Source organism: Bradyrhizobium sp. CB1015 (assembly GCF_025200925.1).
Taxonomy (GTDB): domain Bacteria; phylum Pseudomonadota; class Alphaproteobacteria; order Rhizobiales; family Xanthobacteraceae; genus Bradyrhizobium.
This window is the reverse complement of the sequence record NZ_CP104174.1, coordinates 626,416-639,978: the sequence shown is the minus strand read 5'-3', so window position 1 is coordinate 639,978 and position 13,563 is coordinate 626,416. Positions and strand designations below refer to the sequence as shown.

The 13,563-nt window shown below is 63.0% G+C and carries 3 protein-coding genes; all 3 read right to left on the bottom strand.

All coding sequences use genetic code 11. The annotated features are described in order from the left end of the window. Positions 1-7: 7 nt before the first annotated feature. The 3 genes from N2604_RS02910 to N2604_RS02900 are packed head-to-tail and all read right to left on the bottom strand — an operon-like array spanning position 8 to position 13,494. The gene (locus N2604_RS02910) at positions 8-5,092 is read right to left on the bottom strand and encodes a non-ribosomal peptide synthetase (protein WP_260373700.1); all 5,085 of its coding nucleotides are present in this window, start codon (positions 5,090-5,092) and stop codon (positions 8-10) included. Then, positions 5,082-12,719, bottom strand: a complete 7,638-nt coding sequence (locus N2604_RS02905; RefSeq protein ID WP_260373699.1) for a non-ribosomal peptide synthetase/type I polyketide synthase — start codon at positions 12,717-12,719, stop codon at positions 5,082-5,084. The genes N2604_RS02910 and N2604_RS02905 overlap by 11 nt, the downstream gene beginning before the upstream one ends. Beyond that, the gene (locus N2604_RS02900) at positions 12,703-13,494 is read right to left on the bottom strand and encodes a thioesterase II family protein (protein ID WP_260373698.1); all 792 of its coding nucleotides are present in this window, start codon (positions 13,492-13,494) and stop codon (positions 12,703-12,705) included. Before N2604_RS02900 ends, N2604_RS02905 begins: the two co-directional genes overlap by 17 nt. Between the last annotated feature and the right edge of the window lie 69 nt (positions 13,495-13,563).

The window sequence follows — 13,563 nt, the reverse complement described above, 5'->3', positions numbered from 1 at the left end:
TGCGGCTTCACCCACGCTCCGCTTCGGATCGACGAGCCGCGACGTGGCGCCGTCTCCAGGTCGCAAGCTTTTGCTGGCCGGCAGAACGCCGCTGGCTCGCCTCGTCGGATACAGATGCCGTCGTCGGCGACGGTATGGCGAGCCACTCCGACAGTGCACGTATCGTCGTGCGCTGGAACAGCGTGACTATTGGCACGCGTCGGCGACTCCTGGTCTCGATCGCCTGGTGCACCTGAATCAGCCTCGCCGAATTGCCCCCGACATCAAAGAAATTATCATCAACGCCCACGTGATCGAGCTTCAGGACGGAGCACCAAATTTCCGCGATCATCCTTTCGACGGGTGTCGAGGGATGATGACTGTCATCGCCGATCTCGGAAGCCATGCGTGAGGCCGCCAGGCGCACGCGGTCGATCTTCCCATTGCGCGTCAGCGGAAACTCGTCCAGCACGACAATCGCTGCCGGAACCATGTATTCCGGCAGGCACGCACGCAGCGCCGAGCGCAAAGCCGTTACCAATCCTGGGGCCGCGCTGTTCGGCACGACATAACCACACAGCCAGCGATCCGAACGATCCCCTTCGATCGTGACCAGTGCCGAGCGGATACCAACTTGCGCCGCGAGCACGGCCTCGACTTCGCTGGCTTCAACACGATGCCCGCGAATCTTCGCCTGAGTGTCGAGGCGTCCGAGAAACTCGATGACGCCGTCCTCCCCGTATCTTGCCCGATCGCCGGTGCGGTACAGCCGTGCTCCGGGCTGGGCATGGAACGGATCCCGTATGAACCGCTCCGCAGTCAACTCGGCATCGCCGAAATAGCCGTCTGCGAGCACCTCACCACCGATGTAGAGATCGCCTGGCACGCCGATGGGCACGGGTTCGAGGTTGCGATCCAGTATGTGGTAGCGGGCATTCTGGATGGGCCGTCCATAGGGAATGCTGTTCTGGCCGCGCCTGATCTCCTTCACGCGATGGAAATTTGACCACACGACGGCCTCAGTTGCCCCGCCAAGTGCGATGACTTCGACGGGCGGAACGATTGCACGTAGACGGCCGGGTAGTCCGACCGGAATCCAGTCGCCGGAGAGGAACACGAGTCGCAGCGCGCCAGGTGTCGCCGCGCGGAGATACGGGACGCATTGATCGAGGACGATCGGCGCCGAATTCCAGAACGTGATCGGCTCACACTGCAGAATGGTTGCAAGTTTGCTTGGATCCTTGATGTCGGTTCGGCTGGCAATGCGGATCGATGCACCAGCTGCGAGTATCCCGAAAACGTCATAGACGGAAAGATCAAACGCCACCGAGGTTACGAACAGGAGGCGGTCGTTCGGGCCTACCCCATGGGTGTTGTTGACCCATTCAATCAGGTTGGCGACGGGTCGATGCCGCACGGCGACTGCTTTCGGCACGCCAGTCGTTCCCGACGTGAAGATCACATATGCAAGGGCTTCCGACGACACATCGGTCGGCAGAATCGGATCCATGTCGTTGGGCATTTCTCCGTATTCGCCGCCCACAATCAGGCTCGGAATGTCGGTCCCGTTGGCGGTGCAAAGCGCTGCGGCACGTGCTCCCAAGGAAGCTTCGGTAACGACGACGGCCACCTCGGCAATCTGCAACATCATGCAGAGCCGCGCCGGGGGGATGTCCGGATCGAGAGGAACGTAGGCGCAGCCGGCTTTGAGCACGGCGAGCATCCCGACGATCAGACTTGGACTCCGATCGCAGAAGATCCCAATCTTTGCACCGGGTCTCCTGGCAATCGCCCGGATCGCGCGCGCCAGGCGATCGGCATGGTCGTTCAGTTCGCCGTAAGTAAGGGTGACGTTCGGAGCTGTCAGCGCGAGCGCGCCGGGATCGAGACGTACGCGCTGCTCGAAAAAAGAATGGATCGAGCGCGTCCGGTCGTAGCCCGCCGCGGTGTCGTTCCAGCGCTCCAAAATGCTTGCCCGTTCGATCGACGTCAAAAGAGGCAGACGCGAAAGCGGCACTGAGGGGTCGGAGAGCGCAGCCTGTGCGAGCGTGAGCCAATGCCCGACATATCGGCACACCGTGGAACGTTCGAAGCGCCCCGAATCGTATTCAACGGAAAGTTCGAGGCCCCCATCGACGAGACGGAACAGGAAGCCAAGCTCGAAGCGGGTCGTCTCCAATGCGAGATCAATCGGCTCGCCATAGACGCCTTCGAGCTTTAGGTTAGTCTCATGCTGCTGCAGGGAAACCATGATGTTCGCGAACGGCACGCCCTCGGCGTGGCGCGAGCCGGGAATAGCCTCGACGATCTTGTCAAACGGGAAGGAGCCGTGCTCGATCGCCTCAATCGTTCTCTGCCGCGCCTGATCCAGAATCGCCTGGAAGCCGGGATCGCCGCCCAGCGACCCGCGCAGGATAACTGTGTTGACGAAATTGCCGACCACACCCTGGAGTGCGGGATGCGGCCGGTCCGCGAGCGGTGCGGCGACACAGAGGTCTTCCTGATCGCACAGGCGCGACAGAAACGCCCAAGTTAATGCGAGAAGCGTCTGGAACAGCGACACATCCCGCGCGCGAATTAGCGCGTATAGCTGGTCAAACAGTGCTCGGCTGAGCCGGCAGCTGTACCGAGCGCCGAGGCCACGGGTTGGCCCGGTCCTCGCGCGATCCGATGGCACATTGAGCGGCGGCGGCGGATCCGCCAAACGCGAGCTCCAATAGGTGAGGGCTGGGGCGAGCGCTCCTTCGACACTGACTCGCCCTGTTTCCCAGACGGCGTAATCGATGTAGGTCCGGCGAGTGCCCGTCGACTCCCGGCTTGATCTCGCGAGCGCGTCCGCGTAAGCGTGCGACAGTTCGTCGATCAACAGATCGACCGATCCGTCGACTGCGATGTGGTGGGTCGACAAGACAAGCAGACGCTCGTGTGCCGTCACTTCGATCAACAGAGCCCGAAACGGCGGCTCGCGAGCGAGATCGAAGGCGCGTCGTACGAACGATGTGGCAAGTCGAAGCGCTGCACTCCACGCCGCGCTGCAATCCTGTTGGGACACATCGGCGCGGCTCAAGAGGTCGCCCGGCGGAAAGCAAACGGTTTGCCGCAGTTCCCCCGCCTCTTCATTATAGGTGGTGCGAAGCACCGGATGGCGGTCGAGAAGGCACTGCAGCGCCGAAGACAGAGCCTCGACGTTGACCGGGCCAGAAAGCCGGAATGCCAGCGGGATGTTGTAGCGTGAGCTTCCAGGCAGGAGCCGATCCAGGATCCACATTCTTTGCTGCGCGAATGAGCAAGGGGCTGGACCGTTCGGCTTGTTAAATTCTGGTATTGGCGCGTTCTCGTCGAGGCCTGCCGACCCCAGCAATTCGGCCTGTGCGCGCAGGGTCGGAAAACGCAGCAATCGCGAACCGGGTATGTCGACGCCGAAGCTTTCGCGGATACGTGCCGAAAGTCGGGCGGCCAGCAAGGAATGACCGCCCAGGGCGACGAAGGTGTCTTCGCGGAATATCGGCGTGAGGCCGAGGAGATCGGACCACAGACGGGCAAGTCGTGTTTCGACAGCACCCTCCGGTGGTGCATTGCCCCTCCTTGGCCCGGAAAGAAATCCTACTCGCAGCGCGGTCCGATCCACTTTTCCGTTCGGGAGCCTGGGCAACACTTCGAGCTCAATCCAGTCGAGCTGAGCCATGTAGCCCGGGAGTCGCTCCGCGACCCAGTTCTGAACTTGGCTGAGGCACGTGCCGTCCCGAAGCCTGACCGCGCAACGCAAAAAGGTTCCACGCCTCTCGTCGTCCACGGCAACTGTCGCGGCCTCAGCCACTCCCGAATGGGCGCGGACTGCAGCGTCGATTTCGCTCAGGTGGACCCGGTAGCCGCGCAGCTTGATTTGGTCGTCTTTGCGGCCGAGAAACAGCAGGCGCCCGTCCGGTAGCACGCGTGCATAGTCCCCGGTGCGGTACATAGAGCGGCCGGCGTTCGACCCAATGTCCGGGACAAAGGCTTGCTCAGTCAGTTCCGGGTGCCGCCAGTATCCGCGCGCAACACCGGGGCCGCCGACATAGATCTGGCCGATATCCCCCTCCCCGACCGGCACGCCCTGCTCGTTCAAAACGTAGACTTGCCTGCCAGTCAGAGGTCTTCCAATGGTCGGGCACGCATCTGTTGGCAAGACAATGCCGCCCGTCGAGTATGTCGTATCTTCGGATGGTCCATAAAGGTTATAGACGCGGCACTGCGGGCACCGTCGCCAAATCGCCTCAACGAGGCCCCTCGGCAGGGCTTCGCCAGCCAAGTTTACCACTGGAAGCTTCGGCGGCAGAGCATCGAGTTCAATAATCTCGCGCATGATAGAGGGCACTGTATTGAGCAAGGTCGCATGAATGCGGTCTGGCCAATGCGCGAAGGCAAGGCCGTCATCGATGATGTCGATTGATCCGCCGCAGCTCAGCGGGGCGAAGATCTCGAACACCGAAAGATCGAACGTTATCGACGTCGCGGCGACTACGCGCGAAAGCTCCGTCTCGGAATATTCCTGATGAGCCCAGGCCAGCAGCGCAGCAGCATTGCGATGCTCGATCATCACGCCTTTAGGCCGCCCCGTCGAGCCGGAGGTATAGATGATGTATGCCAATCGGTCGGGCCCCGAATGCTCCTCGAGCGCGGCGCCAGCCTTGCCGTCGAAGCTTGTGTCCAAACTATCGATCGTGATCGCCCGTGCTGAGCTGCCGGCGAGACGCCCGGCTAAAGTTGCCGTTGTAACGACGACGGGGGCCTGACAGTCCTGCAGTAGAAATCCCATTCGCTCGTCGGGATGGGCCGGATCGAGGGGGACGTACGCGCCGCCCGACGCCATCACGGCGAGCAGGCCTACCGGGAGATTGCGCAAGCGTGGCAGCAGCACTCCGACGGGCGTCTCGGTCTCGACGCCCGAGAACCGGAGCTGTCGGGCAAGCGAACGAGCCCGGGACGCCAGTTCTCGATACGTCAGCGCGCCGTCACGGGCGCGCACGGCGACCCTGTCGGGCGTGCGATCTGCCTGATCCAGCACCAGCGCATGCAGGCAATTGACGCGGGGCGCCTGCGGATTTTTCGCTTCCAGGCTAGGTTCACACGCCATTTGCTTCAGTCCGGATTGTGATGCGCTGCGCCTTGACCGAGCCCCATCTGCGGCGGGACTTGACGTCGGCCCCGGCATCCGCGAGTGCCCAGGTTTCCTCGAGAGTTCGGGCGAGCTTCGAAATCGGGATGTTCGGTGATGCCGCCACGGTTTCAATCAAGGCGACAAGGCAGCGGCGCAGCCGGTTGATCGTGGATGCCTCGAACAGCGTTGTTCGGTAGTCGATCCCGCCCTCCATCGCCCCATTCTTTTCGATGATGGAAAGCTTGATGTCGTGCACGGCGAGCAGGAACTCCGCATCGATCGCCGAGACCGAGATACCGGGCAACTCCCACGCCGGCATTGGCACATCGTGCAGCACGAACCATGCGCGGAAGACCGGCGCCGATTCCGACATGCCGCGCTTTGGCCGCAGCTGCTCGACGACGCGATCGAAAGGCACCCCTTGGTTGGAGTAGGCCGCCACGGCCGTTTCGCGGACTGCGCCGAGAAGCCCGGCGAAGTCGATTCCAGCAGCGAATCGCGTGCGCATCGCCAAGCTGTTGACGAGGAACCCGATCACCTCAGCCGTCTGCGGATGCTCGCGGTGCCCGGACGGCACTCCGACGATGATGTCGTCCTGGCGGCACCACCAGTGCAGGAGCGTCTGCCACGCTGCCAAGTACCCCATGAACAGCGTTGCACCGTTGCGGCGGCAGGTGTCCTTGAAGCGGCTCGCAATCATGGCTTGTATCACAACAGGCTCGCGCGACCCCTCCGGCCTTTCGGATGAGGCGCTTGCGCGATCCGTCGGCAGGGCGAGCAAGGGAGGTGCATGAAGCTGCTGCGCCCAATAAGCCAGTTGCTCGCGATAAGTGTCAGACTGCAACTGCTCTTGCTCCCACACCGCGATATCCGAGAACCGAAGGGTAGAAACCGCTGGGGCCGGCTCGCTTCCCGAAATCAAGGACCGGTACAAGCTCCCGAGCTCGCGGATCATAATGGCCGTCGACCAACCGTCCCAGACAATGTGGTGCACTGCGACGATCAGAACGTGATCCTCCGCGGCGAGCCGCACGAGGCGACACCGAAACAGAGGCCCGTTAACGAGGTCGAACGGCCTATCCGCCTGTATCCTGATCTCTTGTGCGACACGACGTTCCGCGGCGCTCCGACCCGCCCGGGATACGTCCACGAGCTTGAGCTCGGGACATGCATGCACGCCTACCACCTGGAGCGGGCCGTCGGGAGCGTCGCGAAAGGCCATGCGCAGGGCGTCATGCCGCTCGACAAAGTGGCTGAGGGCCTGCAACAACACGTCCGCATCGAGCGGCCCGCTAAGACGAAACGGCTCCACGATATTGTAAGTGCTGTTACCTGGGACCAGCAGGTGATGAAACCAAACGCGCATCTGCGCCGACGTGAGCGGCGCGGCCGGACCGCGCGCTCCGGGCACAGGCCCTCGAACCTCGCTGGCGGGCCGGCGCGCAACGTGTGCGTCGACAATTCGTGCGAGGTCACGAATGACTGGATACTCGAATGCCCCACGCAGGGGAAACTCGGCGGTGAATTCGCTGCGGATGCGGGTAACGAGTTCAATCGCCTGTCGCGAGTCGCCGCCGCATTCGAAGAAATCGTCGGTGGCGCCCACCTCAGCAACGCCCAAAATAGCTTGCAAAAAGTCGATCAGGCGAGCTTCCGTCGGTGTTTCGGGGGACACCCTGGTATGCGCCGCCTCGAGTGCCAGGGAGCTGGGCAGCCGCGCACGATCGACCTTGCCGTTGGCGGAGAGCGGAAGCGTCGGGAGTTCGACCAGGGTGGCCGGGACCATGTAGGCCGGCAGGCGCTCCGCCAGATGCGACTTCAGTCGATCGATTTCTATGCGGGCACCAGGCTTCGCGCATGCATACAGCACCAAGCTCCGCGCGCGACGCTCTTGGCCGGACGCCACGACCACGCAGGCGCGCACCGCAGGATGGGTGCAACAGGCCTTCTCGATTTCGCCTGTTTCAATCCGGTACCCGTTGATCTTCACTTGGCTGTCGATTCGACCCAGAAACTCGATTCGGCCGTCTGGCAGCCAGCGGCCCAGGTCACCAGTCCGGTAAAGGCGCGTGTCCGTCCGTGGGTGGGTCAGAAATCGGGCTGCTGTTTCCGTTTCATTATTGAAATATCCCTGCGCCAAGCCGACGCCGCAAATGTACAATTCGCCAGCGACCCCGTCCGGGCGCGGACGCAGGTGCGCATCGAGGACGTGCAAAGTTTGATTCGCGAGCGGCCTGCCATATGGGATGCTGCGCCACGATGGATCGACCTGCTCTATAACGTGGAATATCGACCAAATTGACGCCTCAGTCGCGCCGCCGAGGCTCACGACCTGCGCTTTCGGCGCGAAAGCGAGCACACGGCTGGCGAGGTCGAGGGGGATCCAGTCGCCGCTCAACATGACGAGACGCAGGTTGCCCAGCGAGGCCTTCGCGCTTTGCTCCACTTGGCTCGCCAGCAATTGCATGAGCGCCGGCACCGAGTTCCAGATCGTAACCCCGGCGTCCGTGGCGAGCGCGAGCCAGTGTGCCGGATCGCGAGCCGCGTGCTCGTCGGGGATGACAATGGCCCCTCCGGCTTCCAGCAGGCCGAAGATGTCGTAGACCGACAGATCAAAGGTAAGCGCCGACAGCGCCAGCACCCGGTCGGCGGACCCGACCGCGAAACGTCGATTGATGTCGCAGATCGTATTGAGGGCGGCCCTGTGCGTGATCATCACCCCCTTCGGCTGCCCGGTCGTGCCCGACGTGAACGTTATATAGGCGAGACAATCGGGATCACCCCCGCGATCCACCCATTCGGTTGTCCGCTCGAACGTTCGATCGCTGATCACAATGCGCGGTATTCCCTCGGGCCAGTCGCGGCTGGCGTCGAGTTCGGGTACCGTCACGATCGCCGCGATCGAAGCGATCGCTGCGATGTCATTCAGGCGTGCAATCGGCCACTGCGGGTCAACAGGCACATACGCGCACCCGGCGCGAACAGCTCCGATCGTTGCGGCGACTTGTTCCCAGCCCTTATCAATCACGACAGCAATGCGCGCGCCCACGCCGGCTCCGGACTCTTGCAAGTCGCCTGCGACCACGGCGGATATGCGCGCGAGCTCGCCGTATGTGAGGGTTCTGGAACCGAGGAGTGCAAGGGCCGCAGGATCGGACCCGCTCCGCTCGAGAAATGTCGCGTGCAGCAGCCTCTCTGGGATTTCGGCGGCGGTGAGGTTGGCCAGGTGACGGGCTTCCCCAACAAAGCGCGCCGCCCGCGCGTCGCGCCAGTCGTTGTGCGTCCAGATGTGCTCGTACTCGGCAAGTAGCGTCAGAAGATGCCGAAACTCGTCAAACATCCGGTCGAGCATCACCGGATCGAACAGCGCATCTATCGAATCCCAATTGAAGACGAGGTCGCCGTTCTCCTCATAGACTTGGCAGTCAAGCCAAACCTGCGGCGTCTGGGAAATACCGCTGACAAAACGGCCGATCTTTCCGCCTGCCGGCTGGTCCGAAACCCCGGGAAAGATGAGGCTCGTGAACACATACGGCATGATCGGCATCGTCAGCCGATAGGCGCCGATGGCCCGCAGGAACTTCAGTCCGCCGAACTCCAGCGCAGCAATGTCCTGCCATAACTGGCGCTGCAGCCCCTGAGCCCGCGCGAGAAATGTCTGGTCGGTGGTCGCGTCCACCTCGAGCAGGAGGATGGACGTGAAGTCGCCGATCACGTCGTATATGGCCGGGTGGATGGGCGGGCGATTGAACGCCGGGAGGTTCAGGCAAAAGCGAGGCGTCTCGCTCCAGGCAGCGATGACTTCCGCATACACCGCACACAACAGCGTGGACGGCGTCAGACCATGATGTGCGCCGACCGCCTTGATTTTCGCCCAGGGCTGGACATTTACGCGCGCGGTTCGGCGCACGAAGGTCGGCGCCTTTATTGAATTTGGATTGCAGGCGAGCGGCAGGCTGGGAGCGTCAGGAAATGATTGCGCCCTCTCAAGCCAGTACGCCTTCGCACGGTTGAATGAGGCGCTCGCGTGCGATCGGTCTTCGGCGAGAACGTAGTCGCGATAGGTGACCTCCACGGGCAAAGGATCATGGTCGCGATCGAGATACCGTTGTTCGAGCTCTTTCCAGAAGAGCATGATGCTCCAGGCGTCCGCGATCAACAGATCGAAGCTCACGTGAAGTCGCGCTCGCCCGCCGGGCATCAGCGTTACGGAAATATCGAATAGGGGCCAGCGCTCGGCGGGGAGGACTTGGTGCGACTTGTTTCGTCGGATTTCCGCCAATCGGGCCTCCGCCTGCCCCGCCTCCAGCGGCCGAAGATCGATCGGACTCAGGCGGTAGTCGGGCACAGCAGGCAGCACGCGTTGACGGCCGTCGGAGGTGATCACGGCGCGCAACATCGGATGACGCCGGATCAAGCGATTGAGCGCGCCTTCGAGCCGCGCAATGTCGAGCTCGTCGCAGTCAAATTCCTCATAGCTGTGCGCAGCTACGTTGCCCGAGCCGACACCCGCGCCGCGACCAACGAAGTAAGCATGCTGGATGTCGGTTAAGGGGAAGGCTTCGTGCGCCTCCTCCGGCTTCGCAATGAATGCAGCGGCCGGTGCGGCGCTATCGACGGATTGCGACATCTCGGCCTCGAGCACCTCGGCCAGGCGCTCGATCGTCGGATGCTCCAGGATCATCACGGGGCGCAGGGACAGCCCAATAACGCGGGCGCGGTGGGCGACCTGCATCGCCGTGATTGAATCGCCCCCGAGGGCGAAGAAATCATCCGTGGGACCGATTTCCTCGACACCAAGCGCCTCGCTCCATAGTTGAGCAAGACGTTCGTGTAAGGTCTCATCCTGGCCGCGGGCCTGCTGGGCAACGGTCGGCGCCGCTGCGGATTCGTTGCGACCGTCCGGCTCCTGTGCCGGACCAGCCACCACTTGAATCCCATCCCCGGGTTCGATCCAATGACGCCTGCGCTCGAACGGATAAGTCGGCAATGGAATGCGCCAGGCATCCGCAAAATCCTCGTCCCCCGCTAACGCAAGACCGCGGCACCAGAGTTCCGCGCACGCGCGCGCAGTATGCAGTCGGTCGGAAACTGACGTTCCCTCCAGCGGAAGGGCAGCGACGGCGAACACGTTCGAACGGCCGCCGGGGATCGCGCGCGCGGCCCCCGACAAGGACCGTCCGGGGCCGCATTCGAGGAGCACCAAATCCTCGTCCGCAGGCAAGGCGCGCAGGCCGAGGGCGAAGCGGACTGTGCTTCTTAACTGAGCCGTCCAATAATCCGGGCTGACGGCCTCAGCTGCGGTAATGTACGAACCGGTCACGTTCGAGATGAACGGGATCGTCGGCGCGTTGAGCCGGATGCGGGAAAACAAGGTCGCGAGCGACGGCAGGCACGCGTCCATCATCGGAGAGTGAAATGCACGCGATATCGGCAGCGCGTGACAAACGATTTCATCTGCTTCAAGCGCGGCGCGCAATGCGGCAACGTCTGACGGCGGCCCTGAGACGACGCACAGGTCGAAGCGGTTCACCGCGGCCAAGCCGAGCGAGCCACCGAGCCGCGAGGCCAGTTCGTTCTCGCCCACGGCAACCGCCATCATGCTGCCCTCAGGCAGATCGTGCATCAGCCGACCTCTCGCGCAGACCAGCTGCAGCGCGTCCTCCAGCGAGAATACGCCCGCCAAGCATGCCGCGACGTATTCGCCGAGACTGTGGCCGATCATGGCGAACGGGCGCAGACCCCAGGCCATCCACTGGCGCGCGAGTGCATATTCGAGCGCGAACAGGACGGGCTGCGTGAGCCATGTTTCGCCGAGGCGCGAGGCGCAGCCTTTCCGGTCGCATTCCTTGCTAGGATAAATCGCGTCCCGCAGGTCCATCTCGAGCAGCGGACGCATTATCTCGGCACAGCGTGCAAGTTCCGCGGAAAAGACCGGGCCGTCCTGCAGCAGCCCGGCCGCCATGCCGATGAACTGGTTTCCTTGTCCAGGGAACATCAGAACGACCTTCGGCGGCCGCTGACCGGCAATTCCGCGGGACACCTCGGAGGGAACGTTATTGCGAAGCAGCCGCACCGCGGACTCGAGGTTTTCGACTGGCACAGCCATTCGGTGCGGCAAAGCCTTACGGCCAAACCGAAGTGAGAAGGCCACGTCATCCAACCGGAGGTCCGGCGCCTGTTCAAGGTGATCGGCGAGCCGAGACGCGGCCTGCGCAAGCGCTGTCGCGCTCATCGCCGAGAGGCGAAGAATGGCAACCGAGCCGCGCCGCAACGGCGCGCGATTCTGCGACGGCGCTTCCTCCAGTACGACGTGAACATTCGCGCCCCCAATGCCGAACGAGCTCACCCCGGCTCGCCGCCGATCCTTCCCTCGCGGCCAGCTCATTCCCGCCGAGGCGACTGCAAATGTCCCACCGGAAAAATCGATTCTCGGGTTCGGGGTTTCGTAGTGCAGGCTTGCGGGGATGTGCTCGCGGTGCAAGGCCAGAACCGCCTTGATGAGGCCAGCAGCTCCGGCCGCGGCATCGAGATGACCGATATTCGACTTGAGCGATCCGATCATGCACGGGCCCGGTCTTGGATGGCTCGACCGAAATGCGTCCGACAATGCGGCGACTTCGATCGGGTCGCCAAGCGCGGTCGCGGTCCCGTGTGCTTCGACGTAGCCGATCGTGTCCGCTCCAACTCCGGCGACGGCGTGTGCCGCCCGAATGACGCGGCACTGGCCCTCCACGCTCGGCGCCGCATAGCCGACTTTTGCAGCGCCATCGTTATTGGTCGCCGAGCCCCGGAGAACGGCGTAAATTGTGTCGCGATCCGCTACCGCATCGTCGAGCCGCTTGAGTACCACGACGGCTGCGCCGTTGCCGCGCACCGTTCCGCCGGCCTGCGCGCTAAAGGGCCGACAGCGCCCGTCCGGAGACAGGATTCCACCTGGCTCGTACCGATAGCCGGAGCCCTGCGGACACTCAATCGAGACGCCACCGGCGAGCGCGAGGTCGCATTCACCTCCCAAGAGCGCGCGTGCGGCAACGTGCACCGCAAGCAGCGAAGTCGAGCAAGCCGACTGCACGACCACGCTCGGTCCCTTGAGATCGAGCTTGTACGCGATGCGCGACGCCAGGTAATCCTTCTCGTTGCCGATCAGCAGCTGGATGGGGCTGACCGTTTCCACGACCCGACGGTTCGCGTAGATGTTGTTCAGAAGGTAACCGTTGGGACCGCAGCCGACGTAAACGCCAACCTCGATTCCGCTGACATCGCCGGCGTAACCCGCATTCTCCAGTGCCTCGAATGCGCATTCGAGGAGCACCCGGTGCTGGGGATCGGTGATTTCCGCTTCGCGGGGCGTCATAGCGAAGAACGATGCGTCGAACTTTTCAATATCCGACAAGACGAACCCCGCCGGCACAAACTTGATCAGATCGTTCTCGGCCGATGCCCGGCAGCTGTCGAAGACTGTAATCGCCTCCTTGCCCATTTCGAGATTGCGCCACAACACGTCAACGGTGTCAGCGCCCGGAAAACGCCCGGCCATCCCGACGATCGCGACGCTCAGGCCGTCCGCATCCTCGCGCACGGGATCAAGGACAGAGGGCACGGCTGTTCGCCTCCATCGGACTAGTGGGCATCGAGGAGGCGATTGAAGCCAGGTCTTCCCACAACGAGGCCAGCCACAGATCATTCGTCTCGGTCAGGAGGAAATGCCCAGCATCGAGACTGCGCATGGTGACCGTGTTCAACGTCTCCGCGCACCAATATTCAACGTCTGCCGCGGTAACAGCCGGATCTTTGAGACCGTGATAGACGAAAAGCGGGCAGGACAGCGGATCGCGTGTGGGAGGCTGATAGACCTCTGCTGCTCGCAAATCGGCTCGAATGGTCCTCAAGAAAACGTCGCGGAATTCCTGGCTCGCGGCATCGCACGGCTGCAATCCACCTATCTCAACTAGTCTGTCGGCAAGAGCCGCGTCATCGAGTGCATGCCACTGGGGCCGCGGACCGGGCGCACGCGGTGCAGGCTGGCTCGCAACAAAGAGCGCCCGCGGCGGGCAACCATGCTCACGCAGTAGGCCGGCCACCTCGAACGCGAGCAGACCGCCGAAGCTGATGCCGGCTAGCGCGACCGGCAATTTGAGCTCCTCTACCAGATGACCGACCACGTCAGCCGCAATTCGGTGAAGATCATCCCAAGGCTCTTCAACAAAGCGACTTTCTCGCCCGCGAAGGTTTGCCGCAAGCACCTCCACGCGCCCGTCGAAAGCCGCCGGCCAACGACGAAATCTCGCGCAGCCGCCACCGGCGTGGGCAAAGCATAGCAGCGTTAGCCTTGCACCCCTCGATCTCCCAAAACGGCAGAACGGATGTCCGCTCATCACATCACTGGACTTCGTAGAGGGCACCTCGCCGGTACCCCTTGCTTACGACGACTCGATCTCAGAGCG